General features: G+C 56.4%; 18 protein-coding genes. 9 read left to right on the top strand and 9 right to left on the bottom strand.

From position 1 onward, the window contains the following. Positions 1-309 precede the first annotated feature (309 nt). From EV680_RS08175 to ettA, 3 genes are all read left to right on the top strand, one after another. Positions 310-492 (top strand): hypothetical protein, encoded by a 183-nt coding sequence (locus EV680_RS08175; protein WP_132954260.1) that lies wholly within the window; start codon positions 310-312, stop codon positions 490-492. Between the two features lie 201 nt (positions 493-693). Further along, positions 694-1,038 carry a hypothetical protein gene (locus EV680_RS08170; RefSeq protein WP_132954259.1) on the top strand — a complete coding sequence of 115 codons (345 nt, stop codon included), beginning with the start codon at positions 694-696 and terminating at the stop codon, positions 1,036-1,038. 354 nt (positions 1,039-1,392) lie between these two features. Further along, a complete protein-coding gene (gene ettA, locus EV680_RS08165; RefSeq protein ID WP_132954258.1) occupies positions 1,393-3,066 on the top strand; it encodes an energy-dependent translational throttle protein EttA in 1,674 nt (557 codons plus the stop codon). Between the two features lie 83 nt (positions 3,067-3,149). On the opposite strand, the gene adk is transcribed toward ettA, so the two are convergent. The 5 genes from adk to lpxK form a co-directional block, all read right to left on the bottom strand. Next, the gene (gene adk / locus EV680_RS08160; protein WP_132954257.1) at positions 3,150-3,797 is read right to left on the bottom strand and encodes an adenylate kinase; all 648 of its coding nucleotides are present in this window, start codon (positions 3,795-3,797) and stop codon (positions 3,150-3,152) included. A gap of 373 nt (positions 3,798-4,170) precedes the next feature. Further along, the gene (locus EV680_RS08155; protein WP_132954256.1) at positions 4,171-4,485 is read right to left on the bottom strand and encodes a hypothetical protein; all 315 of its coding nucleotides are present in this window, start codon (positions 4,483-4,485) and stop codon (positions 4,171-4,173) included. After that, complete coding sequence (gene kdsB, locus EV680_RS08150) at positions 4,482-5,249, bottom strand: 3-deoxy-manno-octulosonate cytidylyltransferase (protein ID WP_132954255.1); 768 nt, start codon at positions 5,247-5,249, stop codon at positions 4,482-4,484. The genes EV680_RS08155 and kdsB overlap by 4 nt, the downstream gene beginning before the upstream one ends. Then, positions 5,246-5,428 (bottom strand): Trm112 family protein, encoded by a 183-nt coding sequence (locus EV680_RS08145; protein ID WP_132954254.1) that lies wholly within the window; start codon positions 5,426-5,428, stop codon positions 5,246-5,248. Before EV680_RS08145 ends, kdsB begins: the two co-directional genes overlap by 4 nt. A gap of 13 nt (positions 5,429-5,441) precedes the next feature. Then, positions 5,442-6,467 (bottom strand): tetraacyldisaccharide 4'-kinase, encoded by a 1,026-nt coding sequence (gene lpxK / locus EV680_RS08140; RefSeq protein WP_132954253.1) that lies wholly within the window; start codon positions 6,465-6,467, stop codon positions 5,442-5,444. 129 nt (positions 6,468-6,596) lie between these two features. On the opposite strand from lpxK, the gene xseA reads away from it, so the two are divergent. Further along, positions 6,597-7,952 (top strand): exodeoxyribonuclease VII large subunit, encoded by a 1,356-nt coding sequence (gene xseA, locus EV680_RS08135; RefSeq protein ID WP_132954252.1) that lies wholly within the window; start codon positions 6,597-6,599, stop codon positions 7,950-7,952. A gap of 77 nt (positions 7,953-8,029) precedes the next feature. Here xseA and EV680_RS08130 read toward each other — a convergent pair whose 3' ends face one another. Continuing rightward, on the bottom strand, positions 8,030-8,554 hold the full coding sequence (locus tag EV680_RS08130) for a M23 family metallopeptidase (RefSeq protein ID WP_132954251.1): 525 nt from the start codon (positions 8,552-8,554) through the stop codon (positions 8,030-8,032). 552 nt (positions 8,555-9,106) lie between these two features. On the opposite strand from EV680_RS08130, the gene EV680_RS08125 reads away from it, so the two are divergent. The 5 genes from EV680_RS08125 to bioC all read left to right on the top strand — a co-directional run bounded on the left by EV680_RS08125 (position 9,107) and on the right by bioC (position 14,920). Continuing rightward, the gene (locus EV680_RS08125) at positions 9,107-9,580 is read left to right on the top strand and encodes a hemerythrin domain-containing protein (protein WP_132954250.1); all 474 of its coding nucleotides are present in this window, start codon (positions 9,107-9,109) and stop codon (positions 9,578-9,580) included. A 555-nt stretch (positions 9,581-10,135) separates the two neighbouring features. After that, positions 10,136-11,371: an MFS transporter gene (locus EV680_RS08120; protein ID WP_132954249.1), complete on the top strand. Its 1,236-nt coding sequence runs from the start codon at positions 10,136-10,138 to the stop codon at positions 11,369-11,371. A 71-nt stretch (positions 11,372-11,442) separates the two neighbouring features. Continuing rightward, positions 11,443-12,825 (top strand): NarK family nitrate/nitrite MFS transporter, encoded by a 1,383-nt coding sequence (locus tag EV680_RS08115; RefSeq protein WP_132954248.1) that lies wholly within the window; start codon positions 11,443-11,445, stop codon positions 12,823-12,825. Positions 12,826-12,996: 171 nt separating this feature from the next. After that, positions 12,997-14,154 carry an 8-amino-7-oxononanoate synthase gene (gene bioF / locus EV680_RS08110; protein ID WP_132954247.1) on the top strand — a complete coding sequence of 386 codons (1,158 nt, stop codon included), beginning with the start codon at positions 12,997-12,999 and terminating at the stop codon, positions 14,152-14,154. Beyond that, positions 14,144-14,920, top strand: coding sequence for a malonyl-ACP O-methyltransferase BioC (bioC, locus tag EV680_RS08105; RefSeq protein WP_132954246.1), 777 nt, complete (start codon positions 14,144-14,146; stop codon positions 14,918-14,920). The genes bioF and bioC overlap by 11 nt, the downstream gene beginning before the upstream one ends. 111 nt (positions 14,921-15,031) lie before the next feature. Here bioC and nagZ read toward each other — a convergent pair whose 3' ends face one another. The 3 genes from nagZ to nth all read right to left on the bottom strand — a co-directional run bounded on the left by nagZ (position 15,032) and on the right by nth (position 18,514). After that, positions 15,032-16,114 carry a beta-N-acetylhexosaminidase gene (gene nagZ / locus EV680_RS08100; RefSeq protein ID WP_243650361.1) on the bottom strand — a complete coding sequence of 361 codons (1,083 nt, stop codon included), beginning with the start codon at positions 16,112-16,114 and terminating at the stop codon, positions 15,032-15,034. 74 nt (positions 16,115-16,188) lie between these two features. Next, the gene (locus tag EV680_RS08095) at positions 16,189-17,640 is read right to left on the bottom strand and encodes a DegQ family serine endoprotease (protein WP_243650362.1); all 1,452 of its coding nucleotides are present in this window, start codon (positions 17,638-17,640) and stop codon (positions 16,189-16,191) included. A gap of 226 nt (positions 17,641-17,866) precedes the next feature. Then, positions 17,867-18,514, bottom strand: coding sequence for an endonuclease III (gene nth / locus EV680_RS08090; protein WP_132954244.1), 648 nt, complete (start codon positions 18,512-18,514; stop codon positions 17,867-17,869). Position 18,515: the final 1 nt, after the last annotated feature.

Raw genomic sequence — 18,515 nt, 5'->3', positions numbered from 1 at the left:
GATCGTTTGAAAAGGCATTATGAAAGCGTAGTTGCTTTAGCTTGTATTATGCTATGGCTGCCTTTATGACAAGTAATTGTCAGGACGCCCTAGGGGCTGTTCACAATTCATCCGCGAGTAAAATTTTGAGCGCAAAAGCGTGGCTGCAAGGCGAAAAGCACAGCAAGGTTGAACACCTTGCGAGCATTTTCAACGCAGCAGGCGTGTTTTTGAGCCAAAAGATTGCCACGAGATGAATTGTGAACAGACCCTAAGCGCCGCCGCTGCGGGCATGTTGTTTTTTAAACTTTGAACTGAAGAGGATTTACCATGAAAAAATTTGCCGCTTTAATCTCCGTTGCCGTTTTGTCTGCCGCTGCCATGGCCGCGCCGGCCCACCAGATTAAAGAACAAGTGGTGGTGGTTGAAACCGCCTCCGCCCCGGTCGGCACCGCGTCTGCCCCTGTTGCGGATGCCTCCGCCGCCACCGTGTCTGCCCCGGTAGCCCGCTAAGGCCGCTCTGCCCCACACAAAAGGCCGTCTGAAACCATTCAGACGGCCTTTTGCTTTATGTCAACATACCCGGCTCTTGCACCTGCCGAGGTCTGTACAAAAGCGCGGCGGGCATGCACAATCAATGCTATGTAATCAATCTGCTTTCGATTAAGCCGCACCGCATTTTGCTGAATGAAAGTTATCGATAAGGAGCTCATCATGAATAAAGTTGCCCTTTGTTTGGTTTCCCTTTCTCTATTGGCAGTAGCCGCCCCCGTGCAGGCGTCGCCCACCGCGCATCAAGCATTTGAAATCGCACCGGTGGCATTGGCCGAACAAGGCCTGCTCATAGCCGCCGGCAACAACAGCCGCTTTTCATTCTGGCCCAAGCGCGACACCCCCAAAGACCGCCGCTCGATGAGCCAGAAAATGGCCGACAAAATGGAGCACAGCCGCCGCGTGAAAGAAAGCAAAAAGCAGCGCCGCGAGCAAGAGCGGCGGGCAAAAGAGGAAAAAAACGCCAACCGGCAGCCGGCAGACGATAAAGACAAACCGGCAGGCTGATGCCCCAAACGAATCAGGTCGTCTGAAATTTTTCTTTCAGACGGCCTGAGAAGTTTGGCGTACCTTTGAGCATTGCTTAGCCGTAGGTCGGATGCTCGAATCCGACATTTGGCCGTCAGGCCAAAAGCATCACCGGTTTCGTTGTTCTAAAAATAAATGTCAGATTCCGGCATCCCCCACATAGTGCAAACACATCGCGCCGGCAAATGAACCAAGCCGTTTGAAGTTTTTCTTTCAAGCGGCCTGATTCGTTTGGCGAACCTTTGGGCATCGGTTAGAATAAGCCCATCTTTTCAGACGGCCTCAGAAAAAAAGGCCGTCTGAAACCTGTTTACTCCCATTCAAGAGAGCCCTATGAGCCAATACGTTTATTCCATGCTGCGCGTGAGCAAAGTGGTGCCGCCGCAAAAAACCATCATTAAAGACATTTCCCTATCTTTTTTCCCCGGCGCCAAAATCGGCCTGCTGGGCCTGAACGGCGCGGGCAAATCCACCGTGTTGCGCATTATGGCGGGCGTGGACAAAGAATTTGAAGGCGAAGCGATTCCGATGAGCGGCATCAACATCGGCTATCTGCCGCAAGAGCCCGAGCTCGACCCCGAAAAAACCGTGCGTGAAGAGGTGGAAAGCGGTTTGGGCGAAGTGGCCGCCGCACAAAAACGGCTGGAAGAAGTGTATGCGCTGTATGCCGAGCCGGATGCCGATTTTGATGCGCTGGCCGAGGAACAAGGCAAACTCGAAGCGATTATCGCGGCCGGTTCGAGCACCGGCGGCGGTGCCGAGCATGAGCTGGAAATTGCTGCCGATGCGCTGCGCCTGCCCGATTGGGATGCCAAAATCGGCAATCTTTCCGGCGGTGAAAAACGCCGCGTGGCCTTGTGCAAACTGCTGCTCTCCAAGCCCGATATGCTGCTGCTCGATGAGCCGACCAACCACTTGGATGCCGAATCGGTGGAATGGTTGGAGCAGTTTTTGGTGCGTTTCCCCGGCACCGTGGTGGCGGTAACGCATGACCGCTATTTTCTCGACAATGCTGCCGAATGGATTTTAGAACTCGACCGCGGCCACGGTATTCCGTGGAAAGGCAATTATTCTTCTTGGTTGGAGCAAAAAGAAGCCCGTTTGGCGCAAGAATCGAAATCTGAAGCCGCCCGCATCAAAGCCATGAAGCAGGAGTTGGAATGGGTGCGCCAAAACGCCAAAGGCCGCCAAGCCAAATCGAAAGCCCGTTTGGCGCGTTTTGAAGAAATGAGCAACTACGAATACCAAAAACGCAACGAAACCCAAGAAATTTTTATTCCTGTGGCCGAGCGTTTGGGCAACGAAGTGATTGAGTTTACCAATGTGAGCAAAGCCTTTGGCGACAAGCTCTTGATTGACGACTTGAGCTTCAAAGTGCCCGCCGGTGCGATTGTGGGCATTATCGGCCCCAACGGCGCGGGCAAATCCACGCTGTTTAAAATGATTTCCGGCAAAGAGCAGCCTGATTCCGGCGAAGTGAGCATCGGCCAAACCGTGAAAATGTCGCTCATCGACCAAACCCGCGAAGGCTTGGGCAACGATAAAACCGTGTTCGACGAAATCGCCGAAGGCCGCGATATTTTGCAAGTGGGTCAATTCGAAATTCCCGCCCGCGCTTATTTGGGGCGTTTCAACTTTAAAGGCGCCGATCAAGGCAAAATCGTGGGCAAGCTCTCCGGCGGCGAACGCGGCCGCCTGCATTTGGCCAAAACCCTGCTCGCCGGCGGCAACGTGCTGCTGCTCGATGAGCCTTCCAACGATTTAGACGTAGAAACCCTGCGTGCGCTGGAAGACGCACTGCTCGAGTTTGCCGGCAGCGTGATGGTGATTTCGCACGATCGCTGGTTCCTCGACCGCATCGCCACCCACATATTGGCAGCGGAAGGCGACTCAAAATGGGTGTTCTTCGACGGCAACTATCAAGAATACGAAGCCGACAAAAAACGCCGCTTGGGTGAAGAAGGTGCGAAGCCGAAGCGGATTCGCTATAAGCCGGTAACGCGTTAATTTGTATCAAAGAAAAGGCCGTCTGAAAACTTTTCAGACGGCCTTTTCTTTCAAGCCGAGTTTTATCGCTCACGCCATAAGGCTTATTTGCCCAATGCGCCCAGCACTTGTGCTTTCACGGCATCCACCGGCTGCGTGCCGTCTACTTTGATGTATTGCGGCGCATGTTCGCCTTCGAGTTTGCTGTAGAAATCCACCAGCACTTCGGTTTGCTCGTGGTAAACCGCCAGGCGTTTTTGCACCACTTCTTCTTTATCGTCGTCGCGCTGAATCAAATCTTCGCCGCTGATGTCGTCTTTGCCTTCCGCTTTGGGCGGGTTGTGGGTGATGTGGTAGGTGCGGCCTGAGGGCAGGTGCACGCGGCGGCCGCTCATGCGGCTCACAATCACGCTGTCGGGTACATCGATTTCCACCACGGCATCTAAATCCACGCCCGCTTCCACCATCGCTTCGGCCTGCGCCAGCGTGCGCGGAAAGCCGTCAAACAAAAAGCCGTTGGCGCAATCGGCTTGGGCAATGCGCTCTTTCACCATGCCGATGATAATGTCGTCGCGCACCAAGCCGCCTTCATCGATGATTTTTTTGGCTTCCAAGCCCAGCGGCGTGCCGGCCTTAATTGCGGCGCGCAGCATATCGCCGGTGGAAATCTGCGGAATATTGAAGGCGGCGGTGATAAATTGCGCCTGCGTGCCTTTGCCTGCGCCCGGAGCGCCGAGCAGTAATGCTTTCATTGGGGTTCCTTTGTGTTTGATACCAATCCAAAAAAACAACCTAACTTCGTTGCCTCGCCTTACCGTACTATAGTGGAATGCATAAAAAAAGTGACACAACGGGTAGGTTGGGTTGAAAATCCAACAAGCCCACAGGCCGTCTGAAACCTTGGGTTTATCAACCCAACCTACTCCGTGATAGTGCGTGGTTTTGTATCACTTTTTCTTGCATTCCACTATATCTGTACTGTCGCAGGCTTCTGCCTTGTTAGCTTATTTTTCTGAATGGGTATGAGTTTATATTTGACGATTGGGTTTGTTAAACAATCTTTGCTATCTTACCTTGTTTTCAGGCCGTCTGAAAAGCATTCCCGCCTTTTCAGACGGCCTGCCATCAGTTTTCAGCGGCATTCGTGCAGCGGACAACCCGATGCATCGCAAAATAACCCGACGGCATCAACACGCCGTTATTTACCAATAGATCGTTTTTAAAACGGGTGTCGCCCGGTGTTTCATATTCATAGCCTTCGGGGCAGAGCTTTTTGGCTTTTTTGTCGATATTGTTGCTCAAGGTATCTTTGTTGACAAACACGTTGCCGTTGGCTTGGAGCTGATAGCGCTGCCCGCCCAAATCGGTGCTCATGGCAGGAAGCATTTGCGCGCAGCCGCTCGCCAAGAGCATCAGCGCCATAAGGGCTGTTTTATTCATTGTGCGACTTTCTGAAACACCGCGCGCACGCGTTCCAAATCTTCTTGCGTGTCCACACCGGCAGCGGGCGCTTGAGCCACAATTTCCACCGCAATCGGGTGGCCGTGCCACAACACGCGCAGCTGCTCGAGCGATTCGATGTTTTCCAGCGGCGATGCGCTCATTTGCGCATATTCATTCAAAAAGCCGGCGCGATAGGCATAAATGCCGATATGGCGCAAAGGCGCGGCCACTTGAGGCAACGCGCGCTCGCCGGCGCGCATGCTGTCGCGCGGATAGGCAATCGGGGCGCGGCTGAAATAAAGCGCACGGCCTTGCCGGCACAACACCACTTTCACCACATTCGGATTCATAAATTCATCGAAATCGTGGATTTCATGCGCGGCGGTGGCCATCGGCGCGCCGTTTTCCACCAGCACGGCGGCGGTTTGGTCAACCAATTTCGGGTCGATCAAAGGCTCATCGCCCTGCACGTTCACCACCACGGTGTCGGCGCTCAAGCCCAGCAATTGCGCGGCTTCGGCCAGGCGGGTGGTGCCGCTTTCATGATATTCGCCCGTCATCACCACTTCAATGTTGTGCGCTTGGCAGGCAGCAAAAATCTCTTCATGATCCGTGGCCACCACCACGCGCACGGCGCGGCTTTTGGCGGCCTGCTCGGCGGCGCGCACCACCATGGGCTTGCCGTGAATATCGGCCAGCGCCTTGCGCGGCAGCCGCGAAGACGACATGCGCGCCGGAATCAGCACCACAAAGCCGCTCATGAATGCAGCTCCTCGGCGCTCAATTGGCGCGCTTCGTTTTCGAGCATAAACGGTATGCCGTCTTTAATCGGATAAGCAAGCTTGCTTTGGCGGCACCATAATTCCTGCCGGTCTTGCTTATATTCCAATGCGCCTTTGCACACGGGGCAAACGAGGATATCGAGAAATTTTTTTTCCATTGCACTTCTTTCTTTATTTTTTCTTGAGTGATGGCAAACGGCCAAGCAGCCATTGTGCCAAATCAGGCTCGATTATCGCACAAACCGGCAGCACCCACACATTATCTGCGGCGCAATCCGCCAGCTTCACCGCATCTTTTTCGGTGACAAACACCCAATCGGCGGCCGGCAAATCGGCGGGGGAAATATCGGCATGATCGGGCAGCGCCTTGGTTTCGGCCAACTCAATGCCCAAAGCGCGCAGGCTCTCAAAAAAGCGCCCGGGCTTGGCAATGCCGGCCACGGCCGCTGTGCGCACCCCTTTCAGACGGCCTGTGTCGAGCAGAATATCGGGGCGGTTTAAAAGATAAATATTGCCGCTTTCCAAATGGCTGCAAAAAATATTTTCAGACGGCCTGAAATAAGCTTTATCCACCGCGCCCACAGCAGCACTCACCACCACCGCATCTGCCGCATGCAAACGCGCAAACGGCTCGCGCAGGCCGCCGCCGGGCAGCAAATCCAAATCGCGCCGCCCCACATCGGCCGCCGGAAACACGGCGATTTCCACATCGCGCTGCAAAGCATAATGCTGCAAACCGTCATCCGCAATAATCACTTCGATTTCGGGGTGCGCCGCGAGCAAGGCTTTGCCCGCTTCGGCGCGGCGGCTGCCCACGGCGGTGGGCGCGCCGGTTTGGCTATAAAGCAGCAAAGGCTCGTCGCCCGCTTCGGCGGCGCTGCTGCGCTGATCAAGCACATGCACACCGCTGCTTTTGCGCCCGTAGCCGCGGCTGATGATACCCACTTGAATACCCTTCGCCTGCAAACCGCGCACCAGCGCCGCCACCACCGGCGTTTTGCCCGTGCCGCCGGCATGGATATTGCCCACCACCACCACCGGCACCGCCAGCTTTTCGCTTTTCAGACGGCCTGTGCGATACAGATAACGGCGCACACCATAAACCGCCTGAAACAGGCGCGACAGCGGCCACAGCAACGCTTTTAAAAGCGGCTGCGGCTGCTGCCAATGGCGCTCGATGATTTGATGCAGCTTCATGTTTTCAGACGGCCTGTGCCAACAAGTCAACAATCAAATATCTTAACACACGCGGCGGCGGCCAAACCACAACAGCCGCCGGAAAAGCTTTATAATCGCCCATTCCACCTTAATTTCCGACCCCCGCCCATGTCTGATTTTTTCGCGCCCGCCGCGCTTTCCGTGTCTGAGCTCAATGCCTTGGCCAAAAACCTGCTCGAAGAGCATTTATTCGGCTTGTGGGTGGCCGGTGAAGTGTCCAACCTCACCCGCGCCGCCAGCGGCCATTATTATTTCTCGCTCAAAGACAGCCGCGCCCAAGTGCGCTGCGCCTTGTTTAAAGGCACCGCCGCCAAGCTGGCCGCGCCCTTGAAAGAAGGCGATCACATCGAATTGAGTGGCAGAATCAGCATTTACGAAGCGCGCGGCGAATTTCAGATCACGGTGAATGAAGTGCGCCTCAAAGGCTTGGGCCAGCTTTACGAAGCTTATGAAAAGCTCAAGGCCAAATTGCAGGCTGAGGGCGTGTTTGCGCCCGAGCGCAAAAAGCCGCTGCCCGAGCACCCGCGCGCCATCGGCATTGTCACGAGCCTGGCCGCGGCCGCGCTGCGCGATGTGGTGAGCACGCTCAAGCGGCGCGCACCGGAAATTCCCATTATTGTTTACCCCACGCCGGTGCAGGGTGCGGGCAGCGAAAAGCAGATTGCGCAAGCCATTGCCACGGCCGCTGCGCGCCATGAAACAGATGTGTTGATTGTGTGCCGAGGCGGCGGCAGCATTGAAGATTTATGGGCGTTTAACGAAGAGCCGGTGGTGCGCGCGATTGAAGCCTGCGCCATACCGATTGTGAGCGGCGTGGGGCATGAAACCGATTTCACGCTGGCCGATTTTGCCGCCGACATGCGCGCGCCCACGCCCACGGCCGCGGCCGAATTGGTGAGCCCCAACCGCGCCGAATTGCTGAGAAAACTCGCGCTGGCACAAACGCAATTGCGCGGCACGCTACAACAGCGCTATTACGATGCCAGCCAGCGCCTCGACTGGCTTGCCCGGCAGCTGCGCCATCCGCAGCAAAAGCTGGACGAACAAAAAACACACCTGGCCGCCTTGCAGCAAAACCTGCGCTTTGCCATGCAAAACCAACACCGTTTCAGCGCGCAAGCACTGGCTCAGCAACAGCAAAAGCTGGCGCACCTGCGCCCCGACACCGCCGCCGTCGGCCGCGATTTGGCCGCTTTTCAGACGGCCTTGCAACAAAACTGGCAGGCTTTATTCAATCTGCGCCGCCAAGGCTTGGAAAAACAGGCTGCGCTGCTCGAAGCCGTGTCGCCGCAGCATATTCTTGCGCGCGGCTTCAGCGTGGTGAAAAACAGCCGTGGCCAGGTCATCCGCAATGCCGACAGCCTCAAGCAGGGGCAAAAGCTGCATATCGTGTTTGCCGAGGGCGAAACCGATGTGCGCGTAACCCGCGAGCACAAGCAGCCGGATTTGTTTGATTATTCTTAACACACGGTATTTGCAAAAAGGCCGTCTGAATGCCTATTCATCAAGCATTCAGACGGCCTTTTTTGATTGCACTTCACTTACGGCTGGCGGATAAGCGGATAAGGGTTCACCGCGCCTTCGCGTGTGTACACGCCGTAATGCAGATGCGGCGGCGTGGCCGCGGCATTGCCGCTGTTGCCCACATAGCCGATCAGCGTGCCCGCTTCTATCCAACTGTTTTCACGAAGATTTTCAGCATATCGGTCTAAATGGGCATAATAATGCCACACGCCGCCGGGGCCGGTGATGCCCACAATATTGCCGCCGAGCCGGTTTTCGCCGATGCGGCTGACCACGCCTTTGGTGGTGCTCAACACCGGCGTGCCGCGCGGTGCAAAAATATCCACACCCTCATGCGTGCGCCCCTGGCTGCGGGCTGCGCCCCAAGTGTCGGCAAAGCGCCGGCCGGGCAAGGGGTTGGGCAGGCTTTGCGCGGTGGGCGCCGGCTCCTGCCACAATCGGGCGCGCCACCAATAAGGTGCCAAATAAGGGCGCAGCCCGATCAGCAAGGTGGCCGCCAGCAGCAGCCAAAGCACACTTTTCAAGCCTTTTCTTACATCCATTTGCCTGCTCTTTTCTGATTCGGCATCATTCATGCCCAATCCATAAAATGAAAACAATCCCTCATCAAAACAATATAGTGGAACGCAAGAAAAAGTGATACAAAACTATGCACTATAACGGCGTAGGTTGGGTTGATAAACCCAAGGTTTCAGACGGCCTGTGGGCTTGTTGGGTTTTCAACCCAACCTACCCGTTGTGTCACTTTTTTATGCATTCCACTATATTTCAGGATATTTTTTGCCCATGCTTATCGGCCATTCTACGGATAAATAACGGCTTCTTATCCCATCCTAGGGTCTGTTCACCTTTCATCCGTGCGTAAGATTTTGAGCGCAAAAGCGCGTTTGCAAGGCGAAAAGCGCAGCAAGGGTGGACACCTTGCGAGCATTTTCAACGCGGCAGGCGCGTTTTTGAGCCAAAAGATTGCCACGAGATGAATGGTGAACAGACCCTAAGCCAAACGGCCTATTCCCCCGCCAGAATCATTCATATAATATGACTGTTATCTATTCAGGCCGTCTGAACACGATTCACGCAAAAGGAACCCGACCATGACCGATTTGAGCCTGTGGCAAACCGCGCCGCTGGATGCCGCCATTGAACACATTCTGCAACGTTATCACGAAACCCACCGCAACCAGCTGGCCGAGCTTGGCGCTTTGGCGCAAAAAGTGGCCGGCGTGCATGCGGACAGCTTTCCGGCGGCGCTGTTGCCGCTTTTGCAGGGCATCGAAGCCGAGCTGCTCAGCCATATGATGAAGGAAGAGCGCGTGCTCTTCCCCATGATCAAGCAAGGCGCCGGCCGCGGCGCAGCCATGCCGATTCAGATGATGATGCACGAGCACACCGAGCACGAAGCCGCGTTGGCCGAGCTGCGCGCGCTCACCGATGATTTCACCCCGCCCGAGGGCGCTTGCGGCAGCTGGCAGCGGCTTTATGCGCTGGCTAAAGAATTGAGCGATGATTTAAACGACCACATCGCACTGGAAAACGATATTTTGTTTGCACGCGTGTTGGCTTCATAATAGCTGCGCCTAATAGCTGCATGGGGTTTGAATCTTCACCACAGGCCGTCTGAAAACTTTTCAGACGGCCTTTTTTTATGAATTTGCTTATACGGTGTTTGCATCTCTTATTGTAAAGTGCAGGCGCAGGCCGAATTGGCGGCAGGCATAATCCGACAAAACTCAAACCGCTTTATCAAATCAATCTGTTTAAAACCAATCTTGGATAACGGCTTGACGGCCTGACCCAACCTGTCTATCTGCATCTGTACCCGAATTTGAATTTTCACCACAGGCCGTCTGAAAACTTTTCAGACGGCCTTTTTTATGAATTTGCATATACGGTGTTTGCATCTCTGTTTTCAAATCACAACCATGCGCTTTAAACCGACCCAATGTAAGTTTTTGCAAACCCCATCCGCCAAACGGATTATGCGCGCGCGCCCGAATAACTAATCCCGCTTATGCGAATACTGTAAATCCGCCCTGCTTTGTGCCGATATTCAAGGCAAACAAAGCGCCGTAAGCTTGCATTGTAAAAAAATGTTTGCTTTAAACACAGAAAGGACGGCTGCAATGGCCTCGCAAAAATACAAGCAATATTCGGTGCTGGCGTCCAGCACGCTGGCATTTACCGTGTGTTTTATGGTGTGGATGATGCTGGCGGTGGTGGGCATTCCGGTAAAAGAGCAGCTGGGCTTGAGCGAAACCGAATTCGGCATTTTGGCGGCCACGCCGGTGCTCTCCGGCTCGCTGGTGCGCGTGCCGCTGGGCATCTGGACCGACCGCTACGGCGGGCGCATTGTGTTTTTCGTGCTGATGCTGTTGTGTGTGCCGGCGATTTTTATGATGCAGTATGCCGATCAATTTTGGCAGTTTCTGCTGATCGGCTTGGTGATGGGCTTGGCCGGCGGCTCGTTTTCGGTGGGCACGCCTTATGTGGCGCGTTGGTTTCCGAAGCACCAGCAAGGCATGGCGATGGGCGTGTTTGGCGCGGGCAATGCCGGCTCGGCGGTGAATAAATTTTTGGCGCCGGCGCTGATTGCTTACGGCACCTGGCATTTTGTGCCCACCGTGTATGCGGTGATTATGCTGGGCACGGCGATTGTGTTTTGGTTTACTTCTTATCACGATAAAAGCCATTTGGTGTCGTCTTCCGTTACCCTGCGCGAGCAGCTCGCGCTTTTGAAAGACCCGGGCGTGTTGCGCTACAGCCAATATTATTCGGTGGTGTTCGGTGGCTATGTGGCGCTGGCTTTGTGGATGACCAAATATTATGTCGGCGAATACGGCCTCACGCTGCAAAGCGCGGCTTTTCTGGCGGCCTGCTTTTCGCTGCCCGGCGGCGTGTTGCGCGCGTTTGGCGGCTATTTGTCGGATAAATTCGGTGCTTATAAGGTAACTTGGGCGGTGATGTGGGTGTGTTGGGTGTGTTTCTTTATTTTGTCTTACCCGCAAACCGAATTGGTGTTTCACACCAAAAACGGCCCCATGGGCATGCACATCGGCTTGAATATCGTGGTGTTTACCGTGCTGATGTTTACCGTGGGCGTGGCTATGGCGGTGGGCAAAGCTTCGGTGTTTAAATTCGTGGCCGACGACTATCCCACCAATATCGGCGCGGTGTCGGGCATTGTGGGGCTGGCCGGCGGCATGGGCGGCTTTTTGCTGCCGATTATGTTCGGCATGCTCGAAGATTTCACCGGCATCCGCTCCACCAGCTTTATGCTGCTCTACGGCACCGTGTGTGTGTCGTTAATCTGGATGCACTTCTCGTTTAAAGCCAAGCGCAAAGAAATCGAACACGCATAATTTTCGTTTCAGACGGCCTTTCTTTATTGATAACCGGGCGGCCGTCTGAAACCTTATTCAGGAGCATCAAAATGAGCTACATCCTTCACGATTGGCGGCCGGAAGACAAAAATTTCTGGCAGCAAACCGGCCGCAAAATTGCCAAGCGCAATCTGTGGATTTCGATTCCCGCCCTGCTTTTGGCCTTTGCCGTGTGGCAGGTGTGGAGCGTGGCGGTGGTCAATCTGCCCAATATCGGCTTTAAATACAGCGAAAACCAGCTTTTCTGGCTGGCGGCGCTGCCCGCTTTATCGGGCGCCACTTTGCGCATTTTTTATTCGTTTATGGTGCCGGTGTTCGGCGGCCGCCGCTGGACCGCTTTATCCACCGCCAGCCTGCTGCTGCCCGCCGCAGGCCTGGGCTTTGCCGTGCAAAACCCCGACACAAGCTACATCACCATGATGATTCTGGCGCTTTTGTGCGGCTTTGGCGGCGGCAACTTCTCATCGAGCATGGCCAACATCAGCTTTTTCTTTCCGAAAGCGGAAAAAGGCACGGCGCTGGGGCTTAATGCCGGTTTGGGCAATTTGGGGGTGTCGGTGGTGCAGTTTGTGGTGCCGCTCATCATCACCGCCGGCGTGTTCGGTGCACTCGGCGGCGAAGCGCAAACCTGGGTGAAAGGCGATGCCACCAAGCAGATGTGGCTGCAAAACGCAGGCTTTGTGTGGGTGCCGTTTATCATCATTTCCGCGCTGGCGGCTTGGTTTGGCATGAATGATATCGCCTCGGCCAAAGCCGGCTTTAAAGACCAAGCCATTATCTTCACCCGCAAACACAACTGGATTATGTGTGTGCTTTATTTGGGCACATTCGGCTCGTTTATCGGCTTTGCCGCCGGCTTTCCGCTTTTGATTAAAAGCCAGTTTCCCGCGGTGGACCCGGTGAAATATGCGTTTCTCGGCCCCTTGGTCGGCGCTTTGGTGCGCCCGCTGGGCGGCTGGCTTTCCGATAAAATCAAAAGCGGCGCGGCCATCACCCAAATTGTGTTTATCGGCATGATTGTGGCCGTGTGCGGCGTGCTCGCCTTTTTGCCCACCGATGGCCAAGGCGGCAGCTTTTGGGGCTTTTTCGCCTGCTTTATGGCCTTGTTCGCCCTCACCGGCCTGGGCAACGGCTCCACCTTTATGCAGGTGCCGGTGATTTTCCTCAATATGCACCAGCGCTTTGCCGAGCAAGGCTTGGTCGATGCCGAGCAGGCGCGGCTCGATGCCACCAAAGAAGGCGCAGCCGTGATCGGCTTCACCGCAGCTTTTGCGGCTTATGGCGGCTTTTTCATCCCCAAAAGCTACGGCACTTCCATTGCCGTTACCGGCAGCGTGAATGCCGCGCTGATTGCCTTTATCGTGTTTTATGTGTTGTGCGGCGCGCTCAACTGGTGGTATTACGCCCGCAAAGGCGCCGAAGCCAAGTGCTGAGGTTTCAAGCTAATTGCAACCAACCGCCCGTTCATCGGGCGGTTTTTCATGGCCGCCGGCAATCAGCGGTTGCCTTTTGCCGCCCGCAACACCTATACTGCCGCAGGCCGTCTGAAAGCCTTTCAGACGGCCTGTTTAACACACATCGCATATTCATAATTATTGATACCCATGAACTGGCACACCCGAATCCACACCGATTTGGCCGCACAAGCCGCCAAACAAGCCTACCGCCGCCGCACGCCGCGCCGCGCCGATGTGCCGCCGCCCGAAATCGATTTTGATGGCACGCGCCTGCTCAATTTCGGCGGCAACGATTATTTGGGCTTGAGCCGCGATGAAAGCGTGATTGCCGCATGGCAGCAGGCGCTCTCGCGCTTCGGCAGCGGCAGCGGCGGCTCGCCGCTGGTGAGCGGCCACACCGATGCCCACGAAGCGCTGGAGCAGCTTTTGGCCGGCTGGCTGGGCTATGAGCGCGCGCTTGTGTTTGCCAGCGGCTATGCCGCCAATCAGGCGGTGTTGCTCGGCCTCTTGGGCAAAAACGATGTGTTGCTGGCCGACAAATATTGCCACGCTTCGATGCAGGAAGCCGCCGCGCTTTCCTCCGCTGCGTTCCGCCGCTTTGCCCATCAGCAATATCACCAGCTCGCCGCGCTGCTGCCGCAATATGCCGGCCGCTGCACGCTGGTAGCGAGCGAGGGCGTGTTCAGCATGGATGGCGATTGCGCCGACTTGCCCCGCCTGCACGGTTTATGCCGCGAACACGGCGCTTGGCTGCTGCTCGATGATGCCCACGGCTTCGGCGTGCTCGGCGATGAGGGCAAAGGCAGCGCCGCAGCCGCCGGCATGCAGCCCGACATTTTGATTGTCACCTTCGGCAAGGCCGCCGGCGCAATGGGCGCGGCGGTGCTGTGCAGCCACCACACCGCCGAATACCTCACCCAATTTGCCCGCCATCTGGTTTACAGCACCGCCATTCCGCCCGCCCAGGCCGCTGCGCTCGCCGCCGCCTGCACGCGCCTGCGCCAAGCCGATGATTTGCGCGCACGTTTGCGCAGCAATATTGCTTATTTTCAGACGGCCTTGGGCCAAATCGGGCTGGCAGAAAAATTATTGCCCTCATCCACCGCCATCCAGCCCTTCATCTGCGGCAGCAATCAGGCCGCGCTCGATGCCGCCGCCCGTTTGCGCGATTTCGGCCTTTATGTGCCCGCCATCCGCCCGCCCACCGTGCCCATGGGGCAGGCGCGCCTGCGCATCACCCTCACCGCCGCCCACAGCCGCGCCGATATCGAGCGCCTGGCAGAAGGTTTGCACAATGCCGTCTGAACACAAGCAACACATCGCCCGCGCGTTCAGCCAGGCCGCCGCCACTTATGACGATGCCGCCGCGCTGCAACGCCAAGTCGGCACGCGCCTGCTGCATTTGCTCGAGCAGCGGCATCAAAGCAATCTGGCCGGCCAAACCGTGCTCGATATCGGCGCGGGCAGCGGCCATTTCAGCCGCATCATGCAGGAAAAAGGCGCTTGCGTGCTGGCGCTCGATTTGGCCGAGGGCATGTTGCGCCGCATTCACACGCAGCAGCGCGCTGCCGCCTGCCTACTGGCCGATGCCGAAGCGCTGCCGCTGGCCGGCGGCAGCATCGATATCTGCTTCAGCAGCTTGGCGCTGCAATGGTGCAATCTAGCGCAGGCCGCCGCCCAAATGCAGCGCATCACCCGCGCCGGCGGCTGCATCGCCGTGGCCACGCCGGCCGAAGGCAGCTTGTGGCAGCTGCGCCAAGCCTGGCAGGCCGCCGATGCCGCGCCGCATGTCAACCGCTTTTTAACACCCGCCGGCATTCAGACGGCCTTTGCCTGCTTCGGCCAAATTGAAGTTTGCACTGAAACGATCACCCAAGAATTTGCCGACTTAAAAAGCCTGCTCGATTCACTCAAACATGTGGGTGCCAACCACGTTTTCGCCCGTCGCGCCGGCCTCACCGGCAAAGCGCGCTGGCAGCGATTTGCGGCGGCCTATGAAACGCTGCGCAACGATAAGGGCTTGCTGCCGCTGGATTATTGCATCAGCTATATTGTGATCGGCAAGCCATAAATCCATAAATCCGGCTGCGTGCATTTGTGTTAATGCTTTATCGCCTTTATACGAAAGGCCGTCTGAAATTGCTTTCAGACGGCCTGCCTTTCAAATATCAAACCCCAAACATCAAAACGCTTCGCCCACTTTCACGCCGCCGGCAATGTCTTTGGGCGTGGCCAATGCGGCCACAACGCTTTGGGCGGCTTTGAATTCCGGCGTGTCCATCATCGCGGCGGCATCGCTCGGGCGCAAAGTGTTGGCCATATATTGCCAGCGCGCGGCCAAATCCGGATTGGCGGGGGCGGCAAAACCGGCGCGCAATTCATCCACCAAATCGGGGCGGTTGCACACGAGCACAATATCGCAGCCGGCATCAAACGATAATTGCGCGCGCGCTTTGATACCGCCGGCGCCGCAAGCACCTTCCATAGTGAGATCGTCGGAGAAAATCACGCCGTTAAAGCCGATTTTGTGGCGCAAAATTTGCTTCAGCCACACCTCGGAAAAACCCGCCGGCTGCGCATCGATTTGCGGATACACCACATGCGCGGGCATCACCGCAGCCATACCCTCGGCAGAGAGCTTGCAAAAAGGCACGATATCGGCCGCTTCCAGCTCGGCCAGGCTGCGATTGTCTTGCGGCAACACATGGTGGCTGTCGCCTTCCACGAAGCCGTGGCCGGGAAAATGCTTGCCGCAGGATTTCATGCCGCCTTTGTTTAAGCCTTTTTGCAAGGCCCGCGCCAATTCAGCCACAATTTCGGCGCTTTGGTGAAAGCTGCGGTTGCCGATTACGGCGCATTGCCCCCAGTTTAAATCCAGCACCGGCGTAAACGACAAATCAATGCCGCAAGCGCTCAATTCGGCCGCGAGCACCCAGCCCGCCTGCTCCGCAGCGGCTTTGGCGGCGGCTTCGCCTTGCTCATCCCACATTTCGCCGAGCACATTCATGGCCGGCAGGCGGGTGAAACCCTCTATAAAGCGCTGCACGCGGCCGCCTTCGTGGTCGACGGCAATAATCAGCTCAGGCGTGCGCAAGGCTTTGATTTCGGCCACCAGCGCTTTGAGTTGCGCCACATTTTCAAAATTGCGGCGGAATAAAATCACGCCGCCCACGGCCGGGTCGAGCAGGCGCTGCCGTTCGGCTTCGCTCAATTGGAAAGCCTGCACATCGGCCATCACCGGGCCGCGCGGAAGGGTTTGCATCATCTTGAATCGTTTCTTAAAAATGTTTCAGACGGCCTCTGAGTCAATGGAGGCCGTCTGAAAAGTTGCAGGGAAAATCAAGGCAGGTTGAGCGCTAAAAACAAGGTGTTGCCGCTGCGCTGCACCAACAGCGGCACATTTTTGCCCGCGCCTTCGATGGCGCTGCGGAAAGTGGCTTCGTCTTCCACGCTGGTTTGGCCCACCGCCAAAATCTCATCGCCCCGGCGCAGGCCGGCGCGCGCGGCCAAGCCTTCGGCCTTGGCCACCACCAAATGTTTGGCGCCGTCGACATTTTGCACATTGAGGCTCAAGCCCATATTGTCGAGCTGGAACGATTGCGTGTCGCCGCCGGCCGGCGGCTGGCCGCTGCCCGCTTCATCATCGCTCTGCGCATTGCCATCGGCCGAGCCCAGCTGCACCTTGATATCGGTTTCTTTGCCTTTGCGCCACACACCCAGCGTGATTTCTTTGCCCGGCGCAATCGCGCCCACCATCACCGGCAAATCGCTGGAAGCGCGCACTTCTTCGCCATTCACGCTGCGCACGATATCGCCCACCTGCAAGCCGGCTTTGGCCGCCGGGCTGCCCGGCAACACGCGCGCAATCAGCGCGCCCGTGGCTTTATCAAGCTCAAACGATTTGGCCAAATCATACGACACTTCTTGAATAATCACGCCCAATTGGCCGCGCTGCACCTTGCCGGTGGTGCGCAGCTGGTCGGCCACATTCATGGCCACATCAATCGGAATGGCAAACGAAATGCCCATAAAGCCGCCGCTGCGGCTATAAATTTGCGAATTAATGCCCACCACCTGCCCTTTTAAATTAAAGAGCGGGCCGCCGGAATTGCCCGGATTAATCGCCACATCGGTTTGGATAAACGGCGTGTAGTTTTCATTCGGCAGGCTGCGGCCTTTGGCCGACACGATGCCGGCGGTGACGCTGTTGTCAAACCCAAACGGTGCGCCGATGGCGGCCACCCATTCGCCCGGTTTCAAATCTTTGGCGTTGCCGATTTTCACCACCGGCAAATCGGCGGCATCGATTTTGAGCAGCGCCACATCCGATTGCTGGTCGGAGCCGATAAGCTTGGCGGTGTATTCGCGTTTGTCGTTGAGCATCACTTTGATGTTGTTCATGCCGCCCACCACATGCGTGTTGGTGAGGATGTAGCCGTCGGGGCTGATGATGAAGCCGGAGCCGAAATTCAGCTCGCCATCGTCATCTTGCTGCGGCACTTCGGGCATATTGGGCACCAAGCGCTTGAAAAATTCGTAAAACGGATCGTTGTCGGGAAACTGGCTCAAATCCATGCCGCCATCGTTGCGTGCCGAAGCGGCGGGCGCATTTTTGGTGGCCTGGATATTCACCACGCTGGGGCCTTCCTGCTCCACCAGCTTGGTGAAATCGGGCAGCAACATGCCCACGCTGCCGCCATCGGTTTTGGCTTCGATCGATTGCACAAATTCGCTGCCTTTTTCTTTGGCATCGCCGAAAAAGCTGCCTAACTTGTCGCAGCCGCCCAGCATTAATGCCGATGCCGTAAGCAAAACAAGGTATTTGGGCGTGGGGTTCACAGAATTTCCTTTGAAGTTTTTAATCGGTGTTTGGTGTGGAATTGTAAACGAAAACAAAGGCCGCCGCATCAGCCCCGGGCGGGCGCGGCCGCTTGAAAGCAAGGGTTTTACATCTTTTTGCGGTTGCTTCGCCGGCAGATAAAGCAGGCCGTCTGAACGTTTCAGACGGCCTCTTGGCTCAGATTTTGCCCATCAGCACCGTTTTCGACGGATATTCGCATAAATCGTTGATGATGCACTGCTCACACAAAGGCTTTTGCGCTTTGCAGGTGTAGCGCCCGTGCAGAATCAGCCAGTGATGCGCATCGAGCAGAAATTCTTTCGGAATCACTTTCATTAATTTGTCTTCCACTTCACGCACGTTTTTGCCCGGCGCAATGCGGGTGCGGTTGGCCACGCGGAAAATATGCGTGTCCACCGCCATCGCCAACTGCCCGAATGCGGTGTTGAGCACCACATTGGCGGTTTTGCGCCCCACGCCGGGCAAGGCTTCCAGCGCTTCGCGGCTGCTTGGCACTTCGCCTTGGTGCTGATGCAGCAAGATGCGGCAGGTTTCGATAATGTGTTTGGATTTGGTTTTGTATAAGCCGATGGTGCGGGTGTATTCCATCACGCCTTCCAAGCCCAAATCCAGCATGGCCTGCGGCGTGCCGGCCACGGGAAAAAGTTTGGCGGTGGCTTTGTTCACGCCCGCATCGGTGGCCTGCGCAGAAAGCAGCACGGCAATCAGCAGCTCAAACGGGTTGTTGTATTGCAATTCGGTGGTCGGGTGCGGATTGGCGGCGCGAAAGCGCTCGAAGATTTCCCGGCGGATGTGTTGGTTCATA

This window comes from Uruburuella suis, from assembly GCF_004341385.1.
GTDB classification, from domain to species: domain Bacteria; phylum Pseudomonadota; class Gammaproteobacteria; order Burkholderiales; family Neisseriaceae; genus Neisseria; species Neisseria suis.
Note: the sequence above shows the minus strand (reverse complement) of the source record. Positions and strands in the feature narration are given on the sequence as shown.

What these genes read in the sequence shown, in the direction of transcription:
- EV680_RS08175 (WP_132954260.1), top strand. Translation starts at nt 310, where the DNA reads ATGAAAAAATTTGCCGCTTTAATCTCCGTTGCCGTTTTGTCTGCCGCT.
- EV680_RS08170 (WP_132954259.1), top strand. Translation starts at nt 694, where the DNA reads ATGAATAAAGTTGCCCTTTGTTTGGTTTCCCTTTCTCTATTGGCAGTA.
- ettA (WP_132954258.1), top strand. Translation starts at nt 1,393, where the DNA reads ATGAGCCAATACGTTTATTCCATGCTGCGCGTGAGCAAAGTGGTGCCG.
- adk (WP_132954257.1), bottom strand. Translation starts at nt 3,797, where the DNA reads ATGAAAGCATTACTGCTCGGCGCTCCGGGCGCAGGCAAAGGCACGCAG.
- EV680_RS08155 (WP_132954256.1), bottom strand. Translation starts at nt 4,485, where the DNA reads ATGAATAAAACAGCCCTTATGGCGCTGATGCTCTTGGCGAGCGGCTGC.
- kdsB (WP_132954255.1), bottom strand. Translation starts at nt 5,249, where the DNA reads ATGAGCGGCTTTGTGGTGCTGATTCCGGCGCGCATGTCGTCTTCGCGG.
- EV680_RS08145 (WP_132954254.1), bottom strand. Translation starts at nt 5,428, where the DNA reads ATGGAAAAAAAATTTCTCGATATCCTCGTTTGCCCCGTGTGCAAAGGC.
- lpxK (WP_132954253.1), bottom strand. Translation starts at nt 6,467, where the DNA reads ATGAAGCTGCATCAAATCATCGAGCGCCATTGGCAGCAGCCGCAGCCG.
- xseA (WP_132954252.1), top strand. Translation starts at nt 6,597, where the DNA reads ATGTCTGATTTTTTCGCGCCCGCCGCGCTTTCCGTGTCTGAGCTCAAT.
- EV680_RS08130 (WP_132954251.1), bottom strand. Translation starts at nt 8,554, where the DNA reads ATGGATGTAAGAAAAGGCTTGAAAAGTGTGCTTTGGCTGCTGCTGGCG.
- EV680_RS08125 (WP_132954250.1), top strand. Translation starts at nt 9,107, where the DNA reads ATGACCGATTTGAGCCTGTGGCAAACCGCGCCGCTGGATGCCGCCATT.
- EV680_RS08120 (WP_132954249.1), top strand. Translation starts at nt 10,136, where the DNA reads ATGGCCTCGCAAAAATACAAGCAATATTCGGTGCTGGCGTCCAGCACG.
- EV680_RS08115 (WP_132954248.1), top strand. Translation starts at nt 11,443, where the DNA reads ATGAGCTACATCCTTCACGATTGGCGGCCGGAAGACAAAAATTTCTGG.
- bioF (WP_132954247.1), top strand. Translation starts at nt 12,997, where the DNA reads ATGAACTGGCACACCCGAATCCACACCGATTTGGCCGCACAAGCCGCC.
- bioC (WP_132954246.1), top strand. Translation starts at nt 14,144, where the DNA reads ATGCCGTCTGAACACAAGCAACACATCGCCCGCGCGTTCAGCCAGGCC.
- nagZ (WP_243650361.1), bottom strand. Translation starts at nt 16,114, where the DNA reads ATGATGCAAACCCTTCCGCGCGGCCCGGTGATGGCCGATGTGCAGGCT.
- EV680_RS08095 (WP_243650362.1), bottom strand. Translation starts at nt 17,640, where the DNA reads ATGCTGGGCGGCTGCGACAAGTTAGGCAGCTTTTTCGGCGATGCCAAA.
- nth (WP_132954244.1), bottom strand. Translation starts at nt 18,514, where the DNA reads ATGAACCAACACATCCGCCGGGAAATCTTCGAGCGCTTTCGCGCCGCC.